Annotated in this window: 22 protein-coding genes; 11 read left to right on the forward strand and 11 right to left on the reverse strand. The window is 59.8% G+C overall.

Features of this window, described 5'->3' with window-relative positions; all coding sequences use genetic code 11:
* Positions 1 to 2: 2 nt before the first annotated feature.
* The 4 genes from F8A88_RS02985 to F8A88_RS03000 all read right to left on the reverse strand — a co-directional run bounded on the left by F8A88_RS02985 (position 3) and on the right by F8A88_RS03000 (position 4,438).
* Entirely contained in the window at positions 3 to 1,646 is a 1,644-nt protein-coding gene (locus tag F8A88_RS02985; protein ID WP_151149579.1) for an ArnT family glycosyltransferase, read from the reverse strand.
* A gap of 10 nt (positions 1,647 to 1,656) precedes the next feature.
* Positions 1,657 to 2,265, reverse strand: coding sequence for a phosphatase PAP2 family protein (locus F8A88_RS02990; RefSeq protein ID WP_151149580.1), 609 nt, complete (start codon positions 2,263 to 2,265; stop codon positions 1,657 to 1,659).
* Positions 2,266 to 2,301: 36 nt separating this feature from the next.
* The gene (locus F8A88_RS02995) at positions 2,302 to 2,499 is read right to left on the reverse strand and encodes a hypothetical protein (protein WP_151149581.1); all 198 of its coding nucleotides are present in this window, start codon (positions 2,497 to 2,499) and stop codon (positions 2,302 to 2,304) included.
* A gap of 139 nt (positions 2,500 to 2,638) precedes the next feature.
* On the reverse strand, positions 2,639 to 4,438 hold the full coding sequence (locus tag F8A88_RS03000) for a motility associated factor glycosyltransferase family protein (protein ID WP_241667320.1): 1,800 nt from the start codon (positions 4,436 to 4,438) through the stop codon (positions 2,639 to 2,641).
* Positions 4,439 to 4,561: 123 nt separating this feature from the next.
* Between F8A88_RS03000 and F8A88_RS03005 the strand changes: the two genes are divergently transcribed.
* Positions 4,562 to 6,838, forward strand: coding sequence for a cysteine synthase (locus F8A88_RS03005; RefSeq protein ID WP_151149582.1), 2,277 nt, complete (start codon positions 4,562 to 4,564; stop codon positions 6,836 to 6,838).
* A gap of 231 nt (positions 6,839 to 7,069) precedes the next feature.
* On the opposite strand, the gene msrB is transcribed toward F8A88_RS03005, so the two are convergent.
* From msrB to F8A88_RS03030, 5 genes are all read right to left on the reverse strand, one after another.
* Complete coding sequence (gene msrB, locus F8A88_RS03010) at positions 7,070 to 8,086, reverse strand: peptide-methionine (R)-S-oxide reductase MsrB (RefSeq protein WP_241667321.1); 1,017 nt, start codon at positions 8,084 to 8,086, stop codon at positions 7,070 to 7,072.
* Positions 8,087 to 8,513: 427 nt separating this feature from the next.
* On the reverse strand, positions 8,514 to 10,103 hold the full coding sequence (locus tag F8A88_RS03015) for a sigma-54-dependent Fis family transcriptional regulator (protein WP_151149584.1): 1,590 nt from the start codon (positions 10,101 to 10,103) through the stop codon (positions 8,514 to 8,516).
* Between the two features lie 17 nt (positions 10,104 to 10,120).
* Positions 10,121 to 10,720: an indolepyruvate oxidoreductase subunit beta gene (locus tag F8A88_RS03020; RefSeq protein WP_151149585.1), complete on the reverse strand. Its 600-nt coding sequence runs from the start codon at positions 10,718 to 10,720 to the stop codon at positions 10,121 to 10,123.
* Positions 10,721 to 12,556 carry an indolepyruvate ferredoxin oxidoreductase subunit alpha gene (iorA, locus tag F8A88_RS03025; RefSeq protein WP_151149586.1) on the reverse strand — a complete coding sequence of 612 codons (1,836 nt, stop codon included), beginning with the start codon at positions 12,554 to 12,556 and terminating at the stop codon, positions 10,721 to 10,723. It lies immediately after the preceding gene.
* Between the two features lie 28 nt (positions 12,557 to 12,584).
* Entirely contained in the window at positions 12,585 to 13,235 is a 651-nt protein-coding gene (locus F8A88_RS03030) for a hypothetical protein (RefSeq protein WP_151149587.1), read from the reverse strand.
* 418 nt (positions 13,236 to 13,653) lie between these two features.
* On the opposite strand from F8A88_RS03030, the gene F8A88_RS03035 reads away from it, so the two are divergent.
* Both F8A88_RS03035 and nadD read left to right on the forward strand, forming a co-directional pair.
* Positions 13,654 to 14,913, forward strand: coding sequence for a glutamate-5-semialdehyde dehydrogenase (locus tag F8A88_RS03035; RefSeq protein ID WP_151149588.1), 1,260 nt, complete (start codon positions 13,654 to 13,656; stop codon positions 14,911 to 14,913).
* A 153-nt stretch (positions 14,914 to 15,066) separates the two neighbouring features.
* A complete protein-coding gene (gene nadD / locus F8A88_RS03040; protein ID WP_151149589.1) occupies positions 15,067 to 15,723 on the forward strand; it encodes a nicotinate (nicotinamide) nucleotide adenylyltransferase in 657 nt (218 codons plus the stop codon).
* Positions 15,724 to 15,748: 25 nt separating this feature from the next.
* Here the strand turns inward: nadD and F8A88_RS03045 are convergent, their stop codons facing one another.
* Both F8A88_RS03045 and F8A88_RS03050 read right to left on the reverse strand, forming a co-directional pair.
* Positions 15,749 to 16,711, reverse strand: a complete 963-nt coding sequence (locus F8A88_RS03045) for an HD-GYP domain-containing protein (protein WP_151149590.1) — start codon at positions 16,709 to 16,711, stop codon at positions 15,749 to 15,751.
* A gap of 81 nt (positions 16,712 to 16,792) precedes the next feature.
* Positions 16,793 to 17,812, reverse strand: coding sequence for a glycosyltransferase family 9 protein (locus F8A88_RS03050; RefSeq protein WP_194163265.1), 1,020 nt, complete (start codon positions 17,810 to 17,812; stop codon positions 16,793 to 16,795).
* A 164-nt stretch (positions 17,813 to 17,976) separates the two neighbouring features.
* Here F8A88_RS03050 and F8A88_RS03055 point away from each other — a divergent pair, with 164 nt between their 5' ends.
* The 8 genes from F8A88_RS03055 to F8A88_RS03090 all read left to right on the forward strand — a co-directional run bounded on the left by F8A88_RS03055 (position 17,977) and on the right by F8A88_RS03090 (position 24,317).
* On the forward strand, positions 17,977 to 19,044 hold the full coding sequence (locus tag F8A88_RS03055) for a hemolysin family protein (protein WP_151149591.1): 1,068 nt from the start codon (positions 17,977 to 17,979) through the stop codon (positions 19,042 to 19,044).
* A 2-nt stretch (positions 19,045 to 19,046) separates the two neighbouring features.
* Complete coding sequence (locus F8A88_RS03060; protein WP_151149592.1) at positions 19,047 to 19,478, forward strand: cytochrome c maturation protein CcmE; 432 nt, start codon at positions 19,047 to 19,049, stop codon at positions 19,476 to 19,478.
* Between the two features lie 105 nt (positions 19,479 to 19,583).
* Entirely contained in the window at positions 19,584 to 21,473 is a 1,890-nt protein-coding gene (locus tag F8A88_RS03065; RefSeq protein ID WP_151149593.1) for a heme lyase CcmF/NrfE family subunit, read from the forward strand.
* A gap of 5 nt (positions 21,474 to 21,478) precedes the next feature.
* Entirely contained in the window at positions 21,479 to 22,147 is a 669-nt protein-coding gene (locus F8A88_RS03070) for an ABC transporter ATP-binding protein (RefSeq protein WP_151149594.1), read from the forward strand.
* Complete coding sequence (locus tag F8A88_RS03075; RefSeq protein WP_151149595.1) at positions 22,141 to 22,818, forward strand: heme exporter protein CcmB; 678 nt, start codon at positions 22,141 to 22,143, stop codon at positions 22,816 to 22,818. Before F8A88_RS03070 ends, F8A88_RS03075 begins: the two co-directional genes overlap by 7 nt.
* 20 nt (positions 22,819 to 22,838) lie before the next feature.
* Complete coding sequence (ccsA, locus tag F8A88_RS03080) at positions 22,839 to 23,504, forward strand: cytochrome c biogenesis protein CcsA (RefSeq protein ID WP_151149596.1); 666 nt, start codon at positions 22,839 to 22,841, stop codon at positions 23,502 to 23,504.
* A gap of 98 nt (positions 23,505 to 23,602) precedes the next feature.
* Positions 23,603 to 23,752 carry a CcmD family protein gene (locus F8A88_RS03085; RefSeq protein WP_151149597.1) on the forward strand — a complete coding sequence of 50 codons (150 nt, stop codon included), beginning with the start codon at positions 23,603 to 23,605 and terminating at the stop codon, positions 23,750 to 23,752.
* On the forward strand, positions 23,739 to 24,317 hold the full coding sequence (locus F8A88_RS03090; protein ID WP_151149598.1) for a tetratricopeptide repeat protein: 579 nt from the start codon (positions 23,739 to 23,741) through the stop codon (positions 24,315 to 24,317). Before F8A88_RS03085 ends, F8A88_RS03090 begins: the two co-directional genes overlap by 14 nt.
* Positions 24,318 to 24,404: the final 87 nt, after the last annotated feature.

A 24,404-nucleotide genomic window follows, 5' to 3' on the forward strand; every position in this document is an offset into this window, starting at 1 on the left:
GGTCAACTCCCTGATACGCGATTCCTGACCACCAGCATGTAGGTGTCCCCGGAAATGATCTGTTCATGGATGGGAATCAGGTCCTGGGGCCGGTTTTTCCAGTCGTCCCAATGCCGTTTGCGGATGGCCAGAACCACCTTGTCGGCCTGCGCCATGCGCTGTTCCAGTTCGTCCATGTGGTTGGTTTCGAACAGGTTGCGCTCGGCATAGTAGGTGAAGATGCCGGAGTATATCTTGTAGGACATGGGTTCATAGCCCTTGTCCGCGTACTGTTTGATCAGCAGAGCCTCGGCCTTGGGGCTCATGGCCGGGTCAAGGGACGGAGCCGTGAGCAGGCCCACCGGGTACAGCCAGATGATGACCGCGAGCCCGAGGCAGAGCAGGTTGGCCGTTGCCGGAGCATTGCGTTGCACAAAGAGCAGTGCCCCGCCGCCGCACAACACGGCCGCGCCCAGCGCCAGCCCGCGCACGGGCGTTTGCAGGGGCGCGAAATCCGCACCAACGAAGATCCCCGCCCCAAGCATGACAAGGAAGCCTGCAACCATGGTCCAGAAGCGCCGCGCATGGCGGCCATCCGTTGTGGTCAGGGCGTGGGCCGAGAGAATGGCCATGGCCGGGAACATGGGCAGGATGTAGATGAGCACCTTGCCGCTCAGGCTGGAAAGCAGCGCGAAGATGCCCAGAAACATGAGCCATAAAAACGAGTTTCTGCCGTTGCCGCTACTGCGTTCGGCCAATGCCGATGCCCAGAACCCGCCCGAGAACAGTTTTTTCAGGGGCAGGGCAAGGGGCAGCAGGGTCCATGGCAGCCATGCCAGGGGCAGGGCGATGAAATAGTATTGCAGAGGTTCGCGGTGGTGGAAGGTGTGGGTGGCCCGCTGCACCACGTGCTTGCCGATGACCGTGTCGATCAGGAACGACGGTCCCTGCGCGATCATGACCCCGGCGATCCACAGGGCCAGCATCGCGACCATGACCAGCAGCCCCTTGAGCATGGGGCGCGAGAAGAATTCGCGTATTCTGCCGCGCCACAGCAGCCAGAGCAGCACGGTCAGCAGTGGGAACAGGAAGCCGAGCGGCCCCTTGATCAGCGTTGCCAGCCCGCCCAGCGCAAACCCGGCAATGGGCCAGCGGCCCTGCGTTTCACCGGCAAAGGCCCGGAAAAAACATGCGTGGGCCGCCGTGATGCAGGCGCCGAAGAGCAGGTCCATGCGCGAATAATGGAACAGCGCGGCCAGAAAGAGCGTGGAAAGCAGGATGGCCGTGGACGCCAGCGCGGTTTTGCGATCAAACCCGAGGGCGCGCGCCAGCCAGTGGGCCGCAAACAGGAACAGCAGTCCGGACAGGGCCGCGCCGATGAAGAATACCGTGGGCATGTCCGCAGGGGTGAGTTTGTCGATGAGCCACAAAAACCAGAAATACACGGGCGGTTTGTCCGGGTAGGGCATGCCGTTGAGCGAGAGCACCATCCAGTCGCCGTGCTGCACGAGATTCTGGTAGGCGTTGCCGTAGCGTACCTCGTCCGAGAACCACAGAGCACGGTTGTTCAGTGTGAACCACGTCTGCGCGATCACGGCAACGGTCATGAACAGCCATGGATGCCGTTCGCAGAAATTCCATATGGAGTCGGTAATTCGTGCGGCCATGTGAGGCATTTCAATCCTTGGGTGCAAAGGTGTTGATGGCGAACCCGGTCACCGAGCCGAGCAGCCAGCCGAAGAATACGTCTGTGGGGTGGTGCCAGCCGAGATAGATGCGCGAAAAGCCCACCAGCCCGATGACCATCCCAATGCCCAGCGACAGCAGCGAGCGCCGGTTGCGCAGGGCAAACGGCAGGGCCGCGCCCGTTATCTCCGTGGTGTGGCCCGAAGGCAGCGAGTGCATGGAGCCGCTGGAGGCAAACGGTTGGAACAGCGTCTCTCCGCCGGGGCGGGGGCGGCCTATGGTGAATTTGAGAAAGCGAACGGCAACCAGCGCGATGAGCAGCTGGGCGACGATGTATACGCCCACGAACCGGGCCAGCTTGCGGTCTTTGGTGCGCCACGCGCGGAACAGCAGGAACAGGTATACTGCGTAAAAGACCGCGTTGCCCCAGTCCGTGATGATTTGGAACAGACCGGTCAGACTCGGATGATGGGGCCTGAGTTGGGCAAAGTGCTCGGCAACGGCTTTTTCGTGGGGGAACCAGATCGCCAGAACGCCCAGTGTCGCCAGCAGGGGCAGGGAGGCCAACAGCCAGTCTATGGTGGTGCGGGAAAATCGCATGGAGGTTTTGTAGGCAGAAACCAAAGTTTGGGCAAGCTAGTCCTGTTTGGCTTCGTCCTTTTTGCGCGGCTCGAATGTATAGCGTTTCCAGACGTCTTCGGGCGCGTCCAGTTCGCGGAGGATGTCCGCAAGGCTGTGGCCTTCCTTTTTCCAGTATTTGTATTCGTGCTCGGAACAGGCAAAGGGGATGATCAGATCGCCCTGCTCGTTGAGGTAGGGTTTGTTGTCGCTCATGAGCGGAAGTTATTTCAGGAAACGCTCCGTTGTTCAAGTGTGTTGTTCATGCCTGTGCGCAAGGGGGGGCACAAAAAAGCCCTGCCGGACAATCCGGCAGGGCCGCGCAACACAGGGACCATGATTCGGCCTCTGAAAATCAGGCTGCCTGTTCCTTGTTCTCGCCGCATACGCAGCGGTCCACCTCGCGCACCTTCTTGAGCACCTTTTTGATGATGCGCTTGTATTCGCCGAGGTCCTGCGGTTCATAGCGCTGTTTGGCGCGGGTCAGTCCGGCCATGTCCAGCGTTTCGTTGAACAGGTAGGGTATGTACAGGGGGTCCTGTTTGATGAATTTTTCCACTTCACCCATGGTCTTGTGGATTTCCTCCTGATTCTTGCCCACCTTGCGGAACAGACGCGAAAGGCGTTTTTCCACGTTGCGGAACGATACGCTCCACTTGTGGCTGCGGGGGACGAGATTCAGGCGTTGGCGCGGATGACAGCAGCTGTTCAATTCCTGCATGAAGCTTTCCACGCTGCCCGGAACCGAAGCGAGCAGCCCCTTGGTGACGCATTGTTTCATGTCCACCATGTGGGTTCCCTCGATGATGGCGCCGCCGCCATAGAGGTTGAATACCGGCAGTTCGGCTTTTTTGATGTCGGCCTCCATTTCGCGTTTGGAGGTCAGGTACTGCACCGTGGAAATGATCTCCTCGCCGTGGGCGTTCTTGATTTTCTGATGGCGCTTGGGGTCGAATTTGATTTTCCGTTCGCCCGCGTGGTGTCCCTTGGCGTGGGAACGGTCCTTGGGCCATGCAAAGTCCTGTCCGGCCAAGACGATGTGGCTCACGCCCATCCAGCGCAGCAGACGCGAGAGCGAAAGGCTCACGTTGCCGCCCGCGTCCAGCACCAGTTCGTGTTTTTGCATCACGAAGGTTCCCATGCCGCCCATGGTCCACAGGGGCAGGGTCGGTCCGGGGTAGCGTTTGACCAGGTCCGGGTTGCATTTGGTGGAATAGATCAGCGGCACATCGTGCGCGAATTCCGGATCCAGTCGGTCATATGTCCGGAGCATGCTGGAGTCGTAGTCGATGGACAGGCAGAAGTGCGGCTTGATGCCGAGGTTTTGCAGGACCGGCATGGTCTGCAACGCCGTGGTGTACAGGGCGTGGCCCGGGGTCTTGCGCAACGCTTCGGCGTGGTCGGAAAGAGAAGGCCCGGCCCCGAGGATCACTGCGGCGACGCCTGTGCCGCGTTCCTTCATGGGCATCAGGCTGCCGTTGTCCATGGCCTGTTGGAAGTTCTGGAGTTCGTTGCCCACCATGATGTCCTGGCGCAGGCGCAGGGTGGCCAGTTCCACGGAAAAGTTTTCCAGCAGATGCTTGGTCTTGCGTGCCCAGACTGCGTATTCCGGGCCGAGCTGCTGGCTGGGGATGTCCAGACGCATGTGGATGCGGCCATAGATGTATTGCAGGTCCAGATTCTTGATGACCTGATACAGGTAGTCCTCGTTGGGCGGGCAGAAATGCAGTTTCTTGTTTTCGATGAACGCCTTGTAGTCGGACTGGCCGAGGCAGGCCATGAGCATTTCCGGGCGCGGCTCGACCACGATGATTTTGTGGGAGTCCGGAGTGTTCATGAGCAGGTGGTTGAGGCCATAGCCCACATTGCAGCCGATGATGACGGAAGCGCTGGTCCGGGCCTTTTCCGGCTCGGGCTTCCACTGCTCGTAAAAACTGAAGGGCGGCATGGCTTCGAACATGCCGTTTCCGTTGTCCATTTTCCAATCAACAAGCCCGAACTTGTTGTCGAAGATGCGTTCCTCGAGCCGGGATTGGTCGAATTGCTGCGTTGAGAGCCACTGATGGATGGGGTGGCCGATCTGTTTCAGGACGTCGATGTTGGGTTCAAGAAACGGGTATCCTGCCATGGCATGGTCCTTCCTGTTTTGGTTCATGTTGCGCTTGCAGTTATGCTTCTGACAAAATGCATGGAGCGTGCCAGTTGCGCAGAAACCTGTTTTGCTCTAGTCTGCAGAACGAGCTAGAAATAAAATGTTCCATGATTTCAAGGAAATGCCATGAGTTCTCATGTTCTTGACCACATTGGCGGCACACCGCTGGTGCAAATACGGCGTCTCAATTCCAATCCGAATGTCAAGATTTTGGCCAAGCTGGAATCCTGCAATCCGGGCGGTTCCATCAAGGACCGCGTGGCATTGGCCATGGTGCGCGCTGCCGAGGAGTCGGGCGAGCTGGTTCCCGGCAAGACGGTCATTGAACCCACCAGCGGCAATACGGGCATCGGCCTGGCCATGGTCTGCGCGGTGCGCGGCTACCGCGTCAAGCTGCTCATGAGCGAAAACGCCAGCGAGGAACGGCGTATGATCCTGCGTGCCTATGGCGCGGAAATCGAGCTTACGCCCGGGCATATGGGCACGGACGGGGCCATTGAACTGGCCTATCGCATGGCGCGGGAAGAGCCGGAAAAATATGTGCTCATGGACCAATACAACAATCCGGCCTGCATCGATGCCCATTATAACGGGACAGGCATGGAAATATGGGAACAGACCAACGGTGCGGTGACCCACGCCGTGTGCACGCTGGGCACCTCGGGCACGGCCATGGGGTGTGCCAAACGGCTGCACGAAATGGGTGACGTGTTCGTGGCCGCCGTGGAACCCTATGCGGGGCATCGCATTCAGGGTCTCAAGAATATGCACGAATCCTATCCGCCGGGCATTTACGACAAGACCGCGCTGGACGAGGTTTTGCGCGTGGAGGACGAGGAGGCCTTTGACCTCTGCCGCAGGCTGGCGCGTGAGGAAGGCCTGTTCGTGGGCATGAGCTCGGGCGCGGCCATGGGCGGGGCCCTCAAGTTGGCCGAGACCATGGACAGCGGCGTGATCGTGGTGATTTTTCCGGACGGGGGCGAGCGGTATCTCAGCACTCCGCTGTTTGCCGTGGACGAGGCGCAGGGCATGTGCCTGACCACGGTGACCGGTGACACGGTCTGCCTTGATTGTGCGGACGGTGCGGGCCTGTATTCCATGGGGCCGAGCCTCGACAATCCTGCCGCACTGGACGCATGGCGGCGGGTGGTTCTGCTGGACGTGATGCTGCGGGATCTGCGGGCGCGCGGAGCGGACGTACGGGCTGCCTGCGGCCTTTCGGACATGGATGACCGCACCCTGGCTGCTGCGCGCGAGGCGGGGATGGATAGGAGCGCGTTCGTGAAACAGGCCCGTGGGCACATCATGGAGCGGGCCGCGCTTTTGGGCGTGGACGATGGCATGGTCTGGCCGCTGGCCGAACAGGGACAGCAGAAGGCGCTTGATGTCTGCCGCTCGTTGCTGGGGCATGGCCTTGCCTACGAAAAGCTGCGCAGCGTGTATTTCGACGTTTTTCGCGATGCCCGGTACGGGGAACTGGGAACGCAGGACATGACCAAGGTTTCCGCCGGGCGCACCGTGGACCTTGACGCCTACGTCAAGGACAACCCCCTGGATTTCACCTTGCTCAAGAGGGCCACGCTCATGGACCTCAAGCGGGGCGACATTCTGGAAACCGAGTGGGGCAATGTGCGGCCCACGTGGTTTTTGCAGCATGCGGCTGCGGCTTTGGCCGGTTTGGACCGCATCGACGTTTTTCTGGGCAGCGAGTCGCATCGCTTCCCGCATCTGGAAAACCTGCGCGCCATCTGGAGCGCGGCCGGTCGGGAATTGCAGGCATGGCTCGTGGGACCACAGGTGGCGGCTGAGTCCGGACAGAATCTTGATACTGTGTTTTCGCAGACGGGCAATGCCCGGGCTGCGCGATTCTGGTTGCTTTCGGCCTCGCATCGCAAGGCCCTGTGCGCCGGGGAGGAGAGCGTTGCCATGTGGGCGCGCAACTGGCGGCGCGTGCAGGACGGTGCGGCCGTATTGAGCCTTGCCGTGGACAACCGGGGCGACGACATCCCCGACGAGGTGCGTCAGGCTGTTTTTGATCTCAAGGCAGGCTTTTCCGAGGCCATGGATGCGGATATCTCATTGCATCGTTTCTGGCCCGTGTTGTTCCGGTTCATCAAGCTTGTCAACGGCTGGTGCACGGCAAATGGCATGAGCGGCGAGGCTGCCCGCCATTGTCTGGAACAGCTGTTGTCGGTGGACGATGTTTTGGGCATCGTGGATCGTGACAGCTTGCCTGTGGCGCTCTCGCTGCTGCCCGAAGATGTGCAGCAGATGGTGGCTGATCGTCAGAAGGCGCGGGCGGCCAGGGATTTTGAGGCGTCCGACCATTTGCGTGATCAGCTGGCCTCGGCCGGATATCAGGTCAAGGACAGTGCGTCCGGTCCGCAGGTGTATCGGGTGTAGTGCCTTTGGCGGCAAGGAATTTTTTGACGCTGCGTCCCGCCCTGTTTTCACGGGACGGGACGCAGTTTTTTGCCAACCAGCACAGGAGGCTGCCTTTGCGTACCCGTTTTGCATTCGAAGAATGCAAAACAGAATAGGGTCAAGGAACACGTCCCTTGCGGGCGCAGGGCAGCGCCCTGCCCGCCGGAGGCGAAGTCTTTTGTCTTCCTCTGTGCCCCCAGGCTTTCAAATTCATTCAAAGAGGTCCGAGTATCGGCCATAGCCCTCTGCTTCGAGTTGGTCCGCAGGGATGAAACGCAATGCCGCCGAGTTGATGCAATAGCGCCTCCCGCTTGGGGCAGGCCCGTCGCCGAACACGTGGCCGAGGTGGGAATCACCATGTCGGCTGCGGACTTCGGTACGCGTGGAAAAGAGCGACCTGTCCTCGTGTTCCTCGATGTTTTCGCTTTCAAGAGGCCGGGTGAAGCTGGGCCAGCCCGTGCCGGAATCGAATTTGTCCCGTGAGCTGAACAAGGGCTCTCCCGAGACTATGTCAACGTAGATGCCCGGTTCATGGTTGTCCCAGTATTCGTTGTCGAACGGCGGTTCGGTTCCTTGCTCCCGCACCACGCGGTATTGCAGCGGAGTGAGTTTTCCCTTCAGTTCGCTGTCGGGAGGCGTGGTATATGCGTCCTGTTTGCCGGTTTCGGGCCGGGTGATAGGGCAGGCCTTTTTCCCCCAATGCCGTTCCTTGAAACGTTCGCGCCCGGAGTGGAGACGGTAGGAATTGTACCGTGCCGGATTCTTTTTCGAGAAATCCTGATGATAGCCTTCCGCCGGGTAAAATGTGGTGAAGGGGAGAATTTCCGTGACGACAGGGCCGGAAAAACGGCCGGAATCATCAAGTTTCGCGCGGGAGCGTTCGGCCTCGATGCGCTGCTCGTCCGAGTGGTAGAAAATGGCCGAAGTATATTGGAAACCACGGTCAGCAAACGATCCGCCCGCATCCGTGGGGTCGATGTGTTTCCAGAACGTACCCAGTATGCGCGAATAATCCACCTGCGAGGGATCAAAGCGTATTTGCACGGCTTCCCTGTGTCCGGTCCTGCCACCGGCCACCTGTTCGTAGCTCGGTTCCGGCTCGGTTCCGCCCGCATAGCCGGAGATAACGTCGACCACGCCGGGTATTTTCTGAAAGTCCGCCTCCACACACCAGAAGCAGCCGCCCGCAAGGGTTGCGGTTTCGATATTGTCAGTAACTTGGGCCATGTTTTTTGCCTCCGCTGTGGTTGCAGACAAAAGTACGAACAGTGACAGGAGCATGCCAAGAAGCATTGACCAATACACCTCCACTGGGGGTGTGCATGGTGCGGCAGCTGTTCGGGGATTGTGTTTGTCCATGAGACCTCACTTTTTGCTAATGATAATTATTATATTTAAGAGCTGGTTCGCCGGAGTCAATGGCGTGTGTGTGGATGCGATGAAAAACTGTGGGGGGGGCGGGGACGTTGCAGAGTAATGCGGCAGCGTCTTATTTTGTGGTGAGGGAACAAATGGCAGGGCAATTCTGAACGGGCCGTTTCATTCGTTGCGATCACAAATGCTGTTGCTGTTACTTGGGGCAGCAAAGCACGGGTGGAATGATGCAGCTGTTGGGTCTGGAACGAACAAGGCCGCCCGGAGGCGGCCTTGTGTTTTATTCAGTACGTTGGGTTTTGCGTTTTCGGCGGGCCGACTTGTGCTGTGAGAAGCGTTTGACGTCGATGCCGTACTTTTTGACCTTGTAGTTCACGATTCGGTAGGAAACGCGCAGATCGCGGGCGGCCTGCAGCATGTTGCCGGACGTTTTCTTCAGGGAATCCACCAGCAGCTCCTGCTCGAACTTGGCAACGGCCTCGCCAAAGGAGAGGTTGGTGCCCGTGGCCGAGCTTTCCGCGGTCTGCAGCGTGGGCGGCAGGTGGTAGGTGCGGATGACCTCTTCCTCGCACACGAGTACGGCACGTTCCACGCAGTTGCGCAGTTCGCGGACGTTGCCGGGCCAGTGGTACATGGTCAGCAGCTCGATGGCCGGAGTGGATATGCGCTTGACTTCCTTTCCGTATTCGCGGGTGAAATCGTCCAGAAAGTGCTCGGCCAGCGGCAGGATGTCCTCGCGCCGTTCCTTGAGCGATGGGATGAATACCGGGAAGACGTTGATGCGATAGAACAGGTCTTCGCGGAACAGCCCCTGCTCCAGCAGTTCTTCAAGGGGCTGGTGTGTGGCGCAGATGAGCCGCACGTCCACGGTGATGGTCTGTTCGGACCCTACGCGCTGGATTTCCTTTTCCTGAATGGCACGCAATACCTTGGCCTGCGCATCCAGCGAAAGCTCGCCTATTTCATCAAGGAAAAGGGTTCCCTGGTCCGCCACCTCGAACAGGCCGCGCTTGGTCTGGAATGCTCCGGTAAACGCACCTTTCTGATGGCCGAACAGTTCGGATTCGATGAGTTCGGAGGGCAGGGCCGCGCAGTTGAGCCGGATGAGCGGCTTGTCTGCACGCGGGCTTGCCGAGTGGATGAACTCCGCCAGCAGTTCCTTGCCTGTCCCGGATTCGCCGCGGAGCAGGACCGTTGCGCGGCTGGGTGATACCTGCCGTGCCTGACGGAGAACCATGCGCATGGCCTTGCTTGCGGCCACGAAGTTGGAAGGGGGCGTCGCTTCCGCGCCGGAGGTGACCACACCCTGGGCCAGCATATGGTTATGCATGGCCATTTCTTCCTGCAACTGTGCCACCTGATGGGCGATGAAACCGGCCACCACTTCCAGAAAACTCTCATGGCCGCGCATGTCGTCCATGGGGATGAGCGGCACGTCGACGCTCAGAGCGCCGATGATGTCGGTTCCGATCTTGCTGCGGTTGATGATGGGCACGCAGATGAAACCGAGCTTGGCCAGCTCTTCCTTGGACCTTCCGAAAGCCTTGTTCAGGAATTCGGGATCGTCGGACATGCGGGGAACGATGATGGGTTCTCCGGCTTCGAACACACGCCCGATGACGCCGCGCCCGGGGGAATAGGTGACTTCGTCGGCTGCTGCCGGGCTGTAGGTCAGCGAGAGTTTGAGGTTCTCTGTCTTGGGGTCCATGATGACCATGAACGCCCGGACATAGCCCATGTCCCGCGCCAGAATTTTCAACAGGTGGTTGAGGCTTTCCTCCAGAGGCACCTGTTTGGAAAGCTCTTCCTGAACCTGTTTGAGCGTCGTCAGGTATGCCGCGTCCGGGGCATCCTGCGTTTGAATCGCCATGTTTGCTCTCTTGTCCTTTAGGTGTTTTCGAGTGCGCCCACACCCAATTCAAGGGCCTTGAGGTTGACGTCCACGATTTTGGCCGGAAGATTTGCCTTGATGGTCTCGGCCAGGGTTTGCGGACTGACGGGAACGGCGTCCGTAGCGGTGAGCGCGCCCAGGAGCGCAAGGTTGCCTGCCTGTACCGCACCTGCTTCGAGCCCGAGGCTTTGGCAGGGGAGGTAGAAGCTGTTGCCCGTACATTGGGCCACGACTTCCTTGACTTGATCAATGCTCACGTTTTCCTGCTTGCCCATGGCAACGGACAGGGGCGGCAGGAACTCGGTGCTGGAAAGCACCAGCCCGTCCTTGCGCAGGTACGGCATGGCGCGCATGGTTTCCAGCGGCTCGAAGCCGAGCAGTACGTCGGCTTCGCCCAGACCGATCTTGGGGCTTTTGCAGCCGATGAGCACCGTGGATTCCACCACGCCGCCGCGCTGGGCCATGCCGTGGATTTCACCGGAGGTCACGGGCAGTCCTTCGGCAAGGACTGCCTTTGCCAGAAGTGTGGTCGCGGTCAGGGTTCCCTGTCCGCCCACACCGGTAAGCATTATGCGAATGGGCTTGGTATTGCTCATTTAGCTGCCCCTCTTCTTGGACTTGATGTGTTTGCAAACCTGCAGACAGAGCATGCAGCCGTTGCACAGGATCGGGTTGATGGCCGCCTTGTCGCCTTCCTTGTAGAAGGCCGGACAGGCGAGTGTGTCCAGACATTCGGCCCGTCCGGTGCACGAATCCGCCACATAGGCCACCATGGGGGCGACCTTCTTGTAGACCCGGCGGGAGTGCAGGGGGCAGGGTTCGCGGGCGATGAGCACGCGGACGCCGGACATCTCCCTGAGTTCCTCGAGAGCGGCGCGCGTCTTTTTCTGGTTCAGCGGATTGACCTTGCGGATGTTGGTCACGCCGAGGCCTTCGCAGGCCTTGGCAATATCCAGCCGGTTTTCGTTTTCGCCGAGAATGGTCATTTCCACGCCCGGGTGGGGCTGGTGGCCTGTCATGGCCGTAGTGTGGTTGTCCAGAATCACCAGCAGCACGTCGTGATTGTTGAATACGGCGCTGGCCAGCCCGGTCAGTCCGGAATGGAAGAAGGTGGAATCGCCGATAAAGGCCACCACGGGCTTGTCGTTGGCCATGGCCGCTCCGCAACCTGCGGAAATGGACGATCCCATGCACACGAGAAAGTCGGCCATGGACAGGGGCGGCAAAAGGCCCAGGGTGTAGCAGCCGATGTCCGAGGAATACACGGCATCGTCGCCGAAGACCTTGCGTGCGGCAAAGTAGGTGGCCCGGTGCGGGCAGCCCGCACAGAGGTTCGGCGGACGCTGGGGCAGTTCCGCGGGGATGCAGGAATCGCAGGCAAAGGTTTTTTCGCCCACCTGTGCGCGCAGCACGTTGGCCACCATGGTCACGGTGAATTCGCCGTTGGGCGGCAGCAGATCCTTGCCTTCGATGCTCAGGTCCAGCCCGTTCTTCTGGGCCAGCACGCGCAGGTCGTTTTCAAGGATCGGCTCAAGCTCTTCGATGACGATGACCTTGTCCACGCTCTTCATGAAGTCCAGCGCCATGTTGCGGGGCAGGGGATGGGCAAAGCCCAGTTCCATGATCTTGAATTTGTCGGCCAGCCCGGTTTCCATGATGGCGTCCGCCAGATAGGCCCGGCTGATGCCGGAAGCCGCGATGCCGATGGTGCCGGTTCCGTGGATCGTGTTGTAGGGGGAATTCTCGGCTTCCTCGCGCAGGGCCTCGATCCGCTCCAGAAGGCGTTCGTGCATGGGGCGGGCAAAGGCCGGAATGGGCACGAATTTCGAAGGGTTGCGCTTGAAACCTTCGGGCTTGCCCGGGTCGGGCATGGGGCCGAACTCCACCGGACCACGCAGATGGTTCACGCGGGTGGTGGTGCGCAGCAGCAGCGGGGTTTCATGTTTTTTGGAAAGCAGCAGGCCGTCGCGGGCCATATCCTTGGCTTCCTGCGCTGTGGCAGGCTCGAATACCGGCAGTCCGGCCAGCCGGCCGTAATAGCGGTTGTCCTGCTCGTTCTGGCTGGAGTGGCAGCCGGGGTCGTCGGCCGAAAGCAGCATCAGGCCGCCGGGCGTTCCCGTGTATGCCAGCGTCAGCAGCGGGTCGGCCGCCACGTTGACCCCCACGTGTTTCATGGTGGTCAGGGTCATGGCGCCGGACATGGATGCGCCGCCGCCCACTTCAAGGGCGACCTTTTCGTTGGCCGAGTATTCGAATTTGAATTTGCCGTCCGGGGATATCCGGTAGAATGTGTCCGGAACCTCGGACGAGGGCGTTCCGGGGTAGCAGGTGACAACCTGAATGCCGGCTTCCAGCGCGCCCCGGACTATGGCTTCGTTGCCGAGCAGCAGGTGGGTGGCACCGCCTTCGGGCGACAGAAGTGGATGGGCCATTTGTTTCTCCGTACGTATGGTCTGACGGTTATTGCTTGAGTTGTGCGAGCTTGTAGTCCACGAACTGTTTGTCCATGACGCCTGCCCCTTCAAGGGTTTCATAGGCCTTGATCGCCGTGGCCGTGTCTCCGGCCTGCTCCGCGGCAAGGGCCAGTTGGCGGTTTATCGGCGTGATCAGGTGCTTGGGGGCGGATTCGGCAAGCGGCTTGATGATATCCAGCGCTTTCTTGGCGTCGCCCGCAAGCAGAGCGGACTTGGCCTGCCCGAGCGAGGCGATGATGGCAGTATCGTCGTCGGCGTTGGCGGCCAGTTCCTTATAATATTGCTCGGCCTTGTCGTACTGGTTCAGTTCAAGGGACAGCGAAGCGGCCTCGAACAGGACGGCGGCTCGCATGTCTCCGGGCGCGTTCTTGGCCAGTTCGGCGACCTTGTCCAGCCGTTCCTGGCCCTGTGCGTTCAGCAGGATTTCACCCATTGCCGCACGCGTCTTGCGGATCTGATTTCCGTTGTACCAGCGTACCCCGCTCCATATGACGGTCACTCCGAGGATGACCGCAATGGCCAACGTGATGTGTTTCTTGTATTTTTCCGCAGCTTTCAGCAGAGGCTTCATGTTGTTGGGAATTCCCTGCTCAATGCTGTCGAGGACGGAATGTTGGTCATGTTCGTGTTCTGCCATGCAAGGCTCTCCTTCATAGCGGCTTGGTGAGATCGGATAGAATGCCCTTTGCGGCGGCCTGTCCACCGTGGCAAAAGTGCATAGTAAGCAAAATTGTAAAAAAGGTCAAAGGCAAAATCCCGAAAGAGGGCTGAAAACCGGGATTTCGACAGCCTCTTTCACTGCGTACAACAGCGTGGTGACAAAAAAGGCAAATTTCTTTTGTTTTCGGGTTGTCAGGCGGATGGTGCGGGCAACATTTTTGCCTGCCGACGTTTTTCTGAATTTGGTGCGTTTTTGCGTGGTTTTTTGTGAATTATCATTTGCGTTGCAGCTTCTGGTCCGAAATAATTGCTTTCGTTGACGTAAAATGATCGGGCGCGGTATAGGGATGGTTGACGTATGGTGTTGCGAAAAAAAGTATTTCAGGAGAAATCGTATGGATATTCGGGAACAGATGGTGGCCATGGGCAAGCGGGCGAAGGTAGCGGCCCGGCAACTGGCCAAGGCCTCCGGCGCAGACAAGCAGAAGGCTCTTCAGGCATTGGCGGACCTGCTGGAAACCAATGCCCAGACCATTGCCGAAGCCAACCGCAAGGATGTGGATGCTGCCGTGGAGCGGGGGCTCGATGCCGCCAAAGTGCAGCGATTGACAATTACGGAAAAGGTACTGGCCTCCATGGTTCAGGGCTGCCGCGAAGTCGCGGCCATGTCCGATCCGGTGGGTGAAATCGAATCCATGAAAAAACGTCCCAACGGCATGTTGGTGGGGCGCATGCGCGTTCCTCTCGGTGTGGTGGCCATGATTTACGAATCGCGTCCCAACGCCACCGTGGACGCGGGTATCCTTTGCCTCAAGGCCGGAAACGCCACGATCCTGCGCGGCGGGTCCGAGGCGTTTCATTCCAACACGGCTCTGGCCGAACTCATGCATCAGGCCCTGGAAAAGGCCGGGCTGCCCCGCGATGCCGTGCAGGTTCCGCCCACCACCGCGCGCGAGGCTGTGGCGGAAATGCTCAAGCTCGACGAATACATCGACGTGGTCATCCCGCGTGGCGGCGAAGGCTTGATTCGCGCCGTCACCGAGCAGGCGTCCATGCCTGTGCTCAAGCACTACAAGGGAGTGTGTCACGTGTTTGCGGATGCCTCCTGCGATGTTGCAAAGACGTTCGACATCGTGGAAAACGCAAAAATGCAGTACCCCAGCGGCTGCAACGCGCTCGAATGCCTGCTGGTGCATCGCGACGTTGCGCGGTCACTCCTGCCCGGTCTGGGCGAAAGGCTCGGTCCCAAGGGCGTCTCTTTCCGGGCCTGCCCCGAGTCCCTGCCTCTTTTGGGTGAGTGGGCCGAACCGGCCGCGGAACAGGATTGGGGCATGGAATACCTCTCCCTGACCATGGCCGTAAAAGTGGTGGACGGACTGGACGAGGCCATGGATTTCATTGCGGAACACGGATCCAATCATACCGAGGCCATTTTGACCGAGGACCATTCCCGGGCCATGCAGTTTATTCGTGAAGTGGATGCCTCGCTGGTGGTGGCCAACGCCACCACGCGCTTCAACGACGGCGGCCAGCTTGGGCTTGGCGCGGAAATCGGTATTTCAACGTCCAAGCTGCACGCCTACGGTCCCATGGGAGTACGCGAGTTGACGTCGGCCAAGTTCGTGTTGGTGGGCGACTGGCAGGTTCGCGAGTAATTTTGTATTCCTGCACGATGGAGAGGCCCGCCCCGACAGATTGTTTCGGGCGGGCCTTTTGTTTTGCGGCTGTTGTCAGCGAACGCTCTCCGTAGTAGTGTTTTCTGCAACGTCAGAAGTATGAATCCTGAAGCGTGAGCGAGGAGCAGTCTGGTGAAAATTGGTCTTTTGGGCGGCAGTTTCAATCCCGTGCATATCGGGCATGTGCGCATGGCCATCGAAGTGCGCGAGGCCCTTGAACTTGACCGTGTGGAGTTGGTGCCGGTCCGGCATCCACCGCACAAGACCGAGGAGGGATTGCTTCCTTTCGATCTGCGAATGGATTTGTGCGGAGCAGCCATAGAGGGCGTTGCCGGGCTCGGGTCCAATCCCATTGAGGACCGCCGTCCCGGGCCTTCGTTTACCTGTGACACCCTGACCTGTTACCGCGAGGAACAGCCCGAAAGTGAGCTGGTGTTCATCATGGGTGCGGCCACGTTTCTGGAACTGGAAAGCTGGCGGCGCGGCCTAGAGCTGCCGGAGCTGTCCTCCTTGGCCGTGGTCAATCGCTGGACCGCCGCGGAAAAGGTTGCGGAAACCATTGCCGGACGCTGGCCGGACGCCGTGCCCGAGAACGAGGGTGTTTGGCGCTTCCCTTCCGGCCATGCCGTGCATCTGATCGAGATTCCCCGGCTGGACGTCAAGGCCGCCATGCTGCGCGAACGTTGGCTGCAACGCCGCGACATCAGTTTTCTGGTGCCTCGCTTCGTGCGTGAAATGCTGGAGGATCGCAGTGATGAGGTGGCCCGCTACTGGGGCGAGCGCGCGTAGGGGCTGAGCCCCTGTTTGATCGTTTCTAGATGGAGGCCACGTCCGCTTCGGAGAGCACGCTGACCAGGCGCATGAACGCGTCCCTGTTGTACATTCCCTTGTCCTGCTTGATGATTTTCAGCGCCTCGTACGGCTTGTACGCCGGGCGGTAGTATTGCTTGCGTGTGAGTTTGTCGTAGTGTTCGCACAGGGCCACGATGCGGGCATACAGGGGGATGTCCTCGCCCTTGACCCGGCCGGGGAAACCCTTGCCGTCTTCGCGTTCATGGTGAAAGAGCACGCAATGGATGCTCTCCGGTGAGAGCGGGATGGTGGCACAGGATTGCACGCCGAGGATGGGATGCGTGTCCCAAATGCGGCGTTGGGCCAGCGGCATGATGTCCGGGTCGGCCTTGAGCAGGTCCGGGTCCAGCGAGAGCTTGCCGTAGTCGTGCAGCATGGCGCCGCCCCCGCAGTCGGCCAGCAGGTCCTCGCCGCCGTCCAGCGTCATGAGCACGCAGGCCGTGAGCACGGCGGTTCCCAGTCCGTGATTGTAGATGTCGTAGCCGTGGGCAATGAGCTTGGAAAGCTCCTTGAGTCCACGCGGCGACCGGAACAGTGTCGCGCTTTCCGTGATGAATCGCTGGAAACGGTTGTATTGTTCCTGCAACTGGCGCGGGGGCAGCTTGGCCTCGAACAGGTCCCGGGCCACGGAGTTTGCCGAGCGGGTCCAAGCCTCGGCCCGTGCACTCATGGGGATGGAGCCGTCCGCAAGCATTCTGGCGATATACCGCTCCACATAGGCGTTCAATTCCTCCTCTTCATCCTTGTGCACGTAGAGGGTGTTCACGTCCTGGATTTCCAGGCGCAACTGGTGCTCTGCGGAAAATTGCTCACCGGACGTGGAGTAGAGTACGTATTTGTCCCCCTGTTTCAGGTAGCTCACGAAGCCCGCTTTGGTGCTGGGCAGGATCAGGCGCGTGGCAATGGGGATGTAGAGGTCGGCCATTCTGGTTCCTGTGCTGGAGTTCCGATGATGGCTGATTTTAGGGGCTGAATCCGCGTTGGTCAATGCGCGGGAGCGTTTTTTCTACCGGTTGTCCAGCACGGTTTGCACAGCGCGCATTGCCTGCTTTGCCGATATCCCGGAGAGACACGCAAGCCCGTTGGCACAGGCCTCGGCCCCGTGCAGTGAGCAGGGACGGCAGTCCATGTCCCGCTCCAGAACCATGTCTCTTGTTCCGGCCGGGTAGAATCCCCATGCCTTTGCCGTGGGGCCGAACAGGGCCACCACCGGCGTGCCCACGCCAGAAGCGAGGTGCATGGGGCCTGAATCGTTGGTGACCATTGCGTTTGCCTCGGCCAGCAGGGCGCAGGTGGTGCGCAGGTTTGTCCGGTTGGTCAGGTCGTTGGGGGATTCGGGAAACAGTGAGGTCTTGCTGCGACCCACCACAATCCAGTCGATCTCCGCCTGTTCGAGAAGTTCTGTCAGCGATCGCCAGTGTGCCTCGGGCCATTGCTTGGACGGGTGCGTGGCATAGGGGTGCAATGCAACCAGCGGTCCGTCGGTGCGTAACGGGGTCAGGGTCGATCGGGCCTGTTCCTGTTCTTCGGGGAAAAGTGTGATCTGCGGGAGCAGGGCGTCGGCGGGAGTATGGTCGCGTTCCAGTGCCATGGCGTAGCGCTGCGGCACGTTGGTGTGTTCCAGCATGGATTGGAAGCGCCGGGCCCCGGTGCGGCTGAATATGCGGCGTTGCAGGCCGAGTTTGGGGTAGCGGCGCACCGTGCCGGGCCAGCGCATGCCCAGAATGCGTGAACGCAGGCTGCCGTGCAGGTCGAGCAGGGGCAGGTGGCCGAATTGCCGGGCCAGTATGGAGCATTCGCGCAGCCATGCCCGGGTGCTGCCAAGGGCCTGCTCGTCCACGGTCCAAACCTGTTCCACGGCAGGATGCCCGTGCAGGATGGGGGCGAACGATTCCCTGGTCACGAACACGAAACGCATGTTTCGGGTTCTGCGCCAATGCTCGAGAACCCCTGTGGTCAGGGCCACGTCGCCCATGTGCCCCAATCGGACCACCACGGCCTTGGCTGTATTGTCTACTTTTTTCATATGATTTTTTCCCGGGTTTGCCGAACCCGCTCAGTGTGCCGAAAACATTCGGCAAGTCAAGCCTTCTGGCCGGTTGCAGTGCGCTTGGGCTTCTGTTATGTTCCAAACACTGGAAAAACGGCTTTTACGGCCTTGTTTTTTCGCGAGGTGACCAACACAAAATCATGTTAGAACTCATCCTTGCCGTCGGGCTGGCGGTTTTTGTTTCCACCTTCTGTTCACTGGCGGAGGCCGCGTTGTATTCCCTGCCCTGGAGTCAGGTGGAAAGGCTCAAGCGTTGCGGAAAGAAATCCGGTGCGATGCTGGAATGCCTGCGCAACAATGTGGAAGAACCCATCACGGCCATCCTGACCCTGAACACGGTGGCTCACACTGCGGGTGCGGCCGTGGCTGGCTGGGCCTGGGCCGATATTTACGGCGAGGACACCCTGTGGCTGTTCACGCTGGTTTTCACGCTGGTTATCCTGATCATTTCCGAGATTTTGCCCAAGACGATCGGCGTGGTCTACAACGATGCCATAGCGCCCCCGCTGGCCTCCACGCTTCGCGTGCTGGTCTGGGTGTTCAAGCCCGCGGTCATGGTGCTCGGCCTTGTTGCCGCTGCGATTCGCGGCAGCCGCAAATCCCCGGAGCACAGCGAGGCGGATATTCTGGCCGTGGCCAGTCTGACCCGGCGCAGCGGGGTGATCAAACCCTACGAGGAACAGTCCATCCGCAACATTCTGCTGCTGGACGACAAGAGCGTGGAGCAGGTCATGACACCGCGTACCGTGGTTTTCAGCCTGTCCGCGGACATGACCGTTGCCGAGGCGCGCGAGTCGCATCCGGTGTGGCCTCACAGCCGGGTGCCGGTTTTTGGTGACGACAACGACGACATCGTGGGCATCGTTTACCGGCGTCAGGTTTTCGAGGCGCTGGCCGACGATCACGACGAACTGAAACTTTCCGATCTCATGCGTCCGGTGCGTTTCGTGCTGGAAAGCCTGACCCTGGACCAGGTGCTGGTCAAGTTCCTGGGCAGCAGGATGCACCTTTTCGTGGTGCTGGACGAATACGGCGGCATGGCCGGGGTCATTTCGCTCGAGGACGTGCTCGAGGAAATACTGGGCAACGAGATCGTGGACGAGACCGACCAGGTGGTGGATATGCGCGAGCTTGCAAGAATGCGTCGCGGCAATCTGGTGCAGGGGCAGGGCGAGGACGACATCCCGCCCGTAAACAATAAGGAATGACGATGTCCAAGAAGACAAACAAGAGCATATATATTGCGGCCATGGTTCTCTTTCTGGGAGGATTGGGATACCTTTTGTGGTCCGGCCTTTCCGAAAACAGCACGTATTTCCTGAACGTGTCCGAGGCTTTGGCCATGAAACAGGAATCCCTTGACCGGGCCCGTCTGTTCGGCAAGGTTTCGCCCGAGAATCTGGAAACCACACCCGGTGCACTGGGCGTGGATTTCGATCTCGTGGACAAGGTGGACGGCGCAAAGATGCTGCGCGTGGAGTATCAGGGCGCGGTGCCGGATACCTTCAAGCCGGGCGTGGAGGTCATTGTGGAAGGGAAATTCGATCACGGGAACAGGGTCTTCACGGCCACTTCGCTGGTCACCAAATGTCCCTCCAAATACCGCGAGCAGAGTGCGGAGATGGAAAAGTCCCAAGGATAGCCCTTTAAACGTCCCAACGGGCTTGCCGTTGTTTTTCGAAACGGGTACATCACGCCGAACCTGAACAACCCGGCCTGCGGCACGGGTCTTTTTCAAGGAGTTTTCATGCAACTGACCGCCTACATCGGGCTCCTTTTTGCACTTCTTGCCAGTCTGGTCACCGCCTCAATGGCCCTGTGGGCGGCCTGGTCCGACAGGGACGATGTCTGCCCGTTTGTGGAGTACGGCAATATCGGCGTGGCCATGGGCGTGGTTTTTTCATCGCTCATTCTGCTCATGGCGCTGGCTGCCCGTAACTATGCATTTCTCTACGTCTATGAAAACGTCGATAATACACTGAATTTCGTCTACACGCTCACCGCGTTCTGGGGTGGCCGCGAGGGATCGCTGCTGTTCTGGGAGCTGATCGTGGCCGTCAGTGGCGTGGCTTTCGTGTACACGCCGTCATATCGGGCACTTGCACCGAAGACGCGGCTGTATTTCTGGGTACTGTTCATGACCATTCAGGGCTTTTTCCTGTTGCTGCTCACCAGCTGGTCCAACCCGTTCATGACTCTGGTACCCACGCCGTCGGATGGGCGCGGCCTGAACCCGTTGCTGCGCAACCCGGGCATGATCTTTCATCCGCCGCTCCTGTTTCTCGGTTTTGCCGGCTTCACCATTCCGGCCGCCTGTGCCCTTGCTGCCAGCATTGCCGGTGAAGCCAAGTCGTGGGTCAAGCTCATGCGCAACTGGAACATCCTGGCGTGGGTGTTCCTGACCGCCGGCATCATCCTCGGCGGGTGGTGGTCCTACATGGAACTCGGCTGGGGCGGCTACTGGGCATGGGACCCGGTGGAGAACGCCTCGCTCATTCCGTGGTTTGCGGCCACGGCCTTTTTGCACACGGCCATCATCGAGCAGCGCCGGGGCGCATTGCAGCGCACCAACGTGTTCCTCATGTCCCTGACGTTCCTGCTCTGTATCTTCAGCACATACCTGACCCGCAGCGGCGTGATCGAGTCTTTGCACACCTTTGGCGAGTCCGGGGTGTCGCTGCCCCTGTTCGTGGCCATGGTTGTCGGGTTTGTCCTGACGCTGGTTTGCGTGACCGTGGGCGAGTTCCACGTCAAGCGTTCGCTGAGCGACATGATGAGCCGTCAGGGCCTGCTTGTGGCTGCAGCATGGTTTTTCCTTGCGCTCGGTTTCGTGGTCACCCTCGGCACCATGTGGCCGGTGATCAGCAAGCTGTGGAGTGCCAACCCCGTGGGGCTGGACCAGCATTTTTACAATCGCGTCTGCCTGCCGTTCATGAGTGTGCTCGTGTTCGTTTTCGCCTTTTGCCCGTGGCTGGGCTGGAAGGGCGGCATTCGCAGTTATGTGGGGATCTACGGAGCTGCCGGGACTCTGGTCGCTTCGGCCATCGTGTTGCTGGCCATGGGCATGACCAAGCCGCTGGCGGTGTTTGCCGCGGCTTCGGCGTGTGCCGCCGTGGTGACCATTGTGCTGCTGTTCGTGCTGTATCCGGGCATGCGCAAGAGTCGGCAGTCGTGGGGGCAGTACGGAATTCATCTCGGTCTTGCCCTGCTGGCCTTGGGCATTGCCTTTTCCGGGCCGTACAAAATCGAGCGCGAAGTCATGCTGGCCAAGGGCGAAAGCGTGCAGGTGGGCGATTACACCATGACGTTCGTGGACTCCAAGCAGGACAGCACTCCGGAGCTGCGTGCCCGGCTTGTGGGGACTCTCAGGGTTTCACTCGGAGAAGAGGAAATCGGGGTTCTGTATCCGGAAAAGCGCATCTACCGCAATTTTCCGCGCCAGCAGTTTGCCGAGGTTTCGCTTATTCCCGGTTTGGGCGACGAGCTGTACGCCACGCTGCTGGGATTGGATGCGAGCGGCAAGTTGAGCTTCAAGATCAGCGTCAATCCGCTGGTGAACTGGATATGGATCGGTGGCACGCTCATGTGCCTGTTCGGGTTCCTGTTGCTCAGGCGTCATCGGCAGGAGGTGGTCTAGCCGCCATGTCCGGTGCTGACGACACTGTCCTGAACGTGCGCCGTTGCGCCAAGTTCTTCGGTTCCAAGCTGGTCTTCAAGGACGTGAGCTGTTCTCTGCGGGCCGGGGAGGTGCTGCTGGTGGCCGGGGCCAACGGCGCGGGCAAGTCCACGCTGGTCAAGATCATGGCCGGGCTGGCGCGGCCCTCTGCCGGAGACGTTTCCCTGAACCTGCCGGACGAACGGGTCGCCTATCTGGGACATTCCACTTTTTTGTATCCGGGCATGACCGCCCGCGCCAACCTGAGCTTCTGGGCCGGCATGTACGGCCTGAAGCCGACTGCGGATGAGCTGGACGCGGTGTTGCAGCGTGTCGGGCTGTTTCGGGCCGCAGAGGAAAAGGCCGGAGGGTTTTCCCGGGGCATGGCCCAGCGTCTGAATTTGGCACGTGTGTATCTGGTGCGACCGTCGCTGGTGTTTCTGGACGAACCCGGCACCGGGCTGGACGTGCGCTCGCTCTCCATGTTGCGTGACGAGATTGTCGCGTATCGGGAGCAGGGCGTTTCCATTGTCTGGATTAGTCACCATTTGGGCGAAGACGTGGCCATGGCCGACACCGTGCTCTGTCTAGCCAAAAAGCGCGTTGACTACTACGGCCCCGCAACGGATTTCGATGCCGGGAGGCTGTTGTGTTGAGACGTGCGCGGCTGGTGGCCGCCAAGGATCTGGCTCTGTCCGTTTCCGGCGGTCAGGGGCTGGTGCAGGCCGTGCTGCTGGGACTGTTGCTGATTTTTCTGTTCAGCCTGTCCAAACCGTTGGGCGGGACCATTTCCCCGCAGGCGGCCGGGGCCATCTTCTGGCTGTCGTCCGCGTTCGGGCTGGTGCTGATCTTCAACGACCTGTTCAGTCTCGAAGAGGCCAACGGCGCACGCATGGGGCTGTTGTCGTCTCCGGTTCCGGTGCACGCGGTCTGGCTGGGCAAGGGCGTGGCCGGTTTGGGCCTGCTTTTGGTAACCCAGCTCGTTTTCCTGCCCGCCACCATTGCGTTTCTCGGACAATCCGTGAACGGCTCCTTGTGGCTTCTGCTCGGCACGCTGTTGGCCGCAGATCTTGGTCTGGTTGTGCTGGGAGCGTTGCTCGGAGCACTTTCGCAGGGGCAGGGTGCGCGTGAATCGTTGCTGTCCGTGATCGTGTTTCCCTTGTTGCTGCCCGTGTTGCTGGCCGGAATCACTCTGTTCGGCATGGTCTTTTCGGGTGAAGACGCGTCCGGAGCCGGGCGTTGGCTGGGAGTTATCGGCGCGTTTGATGGTGTTTTTTCGGGCGCGGGCCTGATTTTGTTCCCCTTCGTGTACGGCGGGGAAGAGTAGTGTTATTCGGAGTTTGTCGCATGGATAAGGTGAAAATACTGGCCCTGCTATCCGTTCCGGCTCTGGTCCTGCACCAGTGGATGATCTGGTTCTATGCGCCTGTGGCGCAGTCCGGCCCGGTCCAGAAGATTTTTTATATGCATCTTCCCTGTTCGTGGTGGGCGCTGGTGAGCTTCTTTTTCGTGTTCTTTGCCAGCGGCATGTACCTGCTGACTCGCAATGACCGCTACGATCGTCTGGCCGCGGCCTCTGCCGAGGTCGGCGTGCTGCTGGCCACGCTGGCGCTCGGCACGGGGTCCACCTGGGCGCGGGCCGAGTGGGGGCATTGGTGGGTATGGGACCCCAAGCTGACCACCACCCTGATCATGTGGTATGTGTATGCCGGGTATCTGGTTTTGCGGGCATCGCCCGTGGGCGGCAACCGCAAGGCCGTTATTTGTGCGGTGCTGGGGGTGGTCGCCTTTTTGGACGTGCCCTTGGTGTTTTTCGCCTCCAAATTGTGGGGCAGCGCGCATCCGGACGGTCTGGCCCGCGAGGGCGGCGGTATGCTGGCCTCCATGTGGTACACGGTTTTTGCCGGGCTGGGCGCGTTCGGTTTCGTGTGGGGCGCGTTGCTTGTCTCGCGCATCCGCCAACTGGGGCTGCGTGCGCGGCTGGACGCCATGCTCGTATGGGACGAAGACTGAACACTGCAGGATTGTTGAACCAATAAACAACACGAAGGCAGGGGCCGGGTGGCGCAGCATTCGCCATCCCCCTGCAACTACCTGACAACGGAGCAATCATGTCTGTGGCAACATATCTTTTTACGGCAAACATCATCGTCTGGACGGGGATCGCCGGGTACGTGGTTTTTCTGGCCTCACGGTCGGCGACCCTTGAGAAACGTGTGCGTCAGCTCGAACTTCTGGGGGCGGACAATGACGAAAGCTAGCAACGTGTTCGGCCGCAAGCTGGTCCTGCTTGTCTGTGGGCTCAGCCTGCTGACCATATTTGGTGTTTCCATTGTCTACCGGGCCAACCATCCGAACATGGCTGTGCACGCCAAGAAGAAAACCAGCGCAATGGGAGCCATGGCCTCGGGCATGGGCGGTCTTCAGGCCATGATGGCCAAGGCCGAGACCGAACCGGACAACGTGGAAAATCTCATGGAACTGGCCAACGCGTTTCTGATGATGCGCGCCTGGGACCGTGCATTGGTGTTTCTGGAGCGCGCCAAGGCGTTGCAGCCGGATAACGTGATCATTCTCAAAAGCGTAGGAATTTGCTATTTTCAGAAGCAGATGCATGAAAAGGCCGTGGAGGTCTATGAGCGGATTCTGGCCCAGCAACCCGATGACGCGTTATCCCATTACAATCTGGGCATAATATTCAAGCATTATCTCAACGACCCCCAAGGAGCCGTCAGGCATTTCCGGGCTGTTGTCGAAATGCCGAACGCCGATGAGGAAATGAAGAAACACGCGCAGGCGGAACTCAACGAGCTTGAAAAAATGTAATTGTCCGAAATAATTGTCTTAATGTAAATGGGTCATTATTGACAAGTTTGGTAATTTCTCTAAAATAAAGAACTTCCGCCACTTGTT

The sequence above is a fragment of the Pseudodesulfovibrio senegalensis genome, from assembly GCF_008830225.1.
Lineage (GTDB): Bacteria > Desulfobacterota > Desulfovibrionia > Desulfovibrionales > Desulfovibrionaceae > Pseudodesulfovibrio > Pseudodesulfovibrio senegalensis.

Coding starts and splice junctions, on each gene's coding strand:
- F8A88_RS02985 (WP_151149579.1), bottom strand. CDS start 1,646: ATGGCCGCACGAATTACCGACTCCATATGGAATTTCTGCGAACGGCAT.
- F8A88_RS02990 (WP_151149580.1), bottom strand. CDS start 2,265: ATGCGATTTTCCCGCACCACCATAGACTGGCTGTTGGCCTCCCTGCCC.
- F8A88_RS02995 (WP_151149581.1), bottom strand. CDS start 2,499: ATGAGCGACAACAAACCCTACCTCAACGAGCAGGGCGATCTGATCATC.
- F8A88_RS03000 (WP_241667320.1), bottom strand. CDS start 4,438: ATGAACCAAAACAGGAAGGACCATGCCATGGCAGGATACCCGTTTCTT.
- F8A88_RS03005 (WP_151149582.1), top strand. CDS start 4,562: ATGAGTTCTCATGTTCTTGACCACATTGGCGGCACACCGCTGGTGCAA.
- msrB (WP_241667321.1), bottom strand. CDS start 8,086: ATGGCCCAAGTTACTGACAATATCGAAACCGCAACCCTTGCGGGCGGC.
- F8A88_RS03015 (WP_151149584.1), bottom strand. CDS start 10,103: ATGGCGATTCAAACGCAGGATGCCCCGGACGCGGCATACCTGACGACG.
- F8A88_RS03020 (WP_151149585.1), bottom strand. CDS start 10,720: ATGAGCAATACCAAGCCCATTCGCATAATGCTTACCGGTGTGGGCGGA.
- iorA (WP_151149586.1), bottom strand. CDS start 12,556: ATGGCCCATCCACTTCTGTCGCCCGAAGGCGGTGCCACCCACCTGCTG.
- F8A88_RS03030 (WP_151149587.1), bottom strand. CDS start 13,235: ATGGCAGAACACGAACATGACCAACATTCCGTCCTCGACAGCATTGAG.
- F8A88_RS03035 (WP_151149588.1), top strand. CDS start 13,654: ATGGATATTCGGGAACAGATGGTGGCCATGGGCAAGCGGGCGAAGGTA.
- F8A88_RS03045 (WP_151149590.1), bottom strand. CDS start 16,711: ATGGCCGACCTCTACATCCCCATTGCCACGCGCCTGATCCTGCCCAGC.
- F8A88_RS03050 (WP_194163265.1), bottom strand. CDS start 17,812: ATGAAAAAAGTAGACAATACAGCCAAGGCCGTGGTGGTCCGATTGGGG.
- F8A88_RS03055 (WP_151149591.1), top strand. CDS start 17,977: ATGTTAGAACTCATCCTTGCCGTCGGGCTGGCGGTTTTTGTTTCCACC.
- F8A88_RS03060 (WP_151149592.1), top strand. CDS start 19,047: ATGTCCAAGAAGACAAACAAGAGCATATATATTGCGGCCATGGTTCTC.
- F8A88_RS03065 (WP_151149593.1), top strand. CDS start 19,584: ATGCAACTGACCGCCTACATCGGGCTCCTTTTTGCACTTCTTGCCAGT.
- F8A88_RS03070 (WP_151149594.1), top strand. CDS start 21,479: ATGTCCGGTGCTGACGACACTGTCCTGAACGTGCGCCGTTGCGCCAAG.
- ccsA (WP_151149596.1), top strand. CDS start 22,839: ATGGATAAGGTGAAAATACTGGCCCTGCTATCCGTTCCGGCTCTGGTC.
- F8A88_RS03085 (WP_151149597.1), top strand. CDS start 23,603: ATGTCTGTGGCAACATATCTTTTTACGGCAAACATCATCGTCTGGACG.
- F8A88_RS03090 (WP_151149598.1), top strand. CDS start 23,739: ATGACGAAAGCTAGCAACGTGTTCGGCCGCAAGCTGGTCCTGCTTGTC.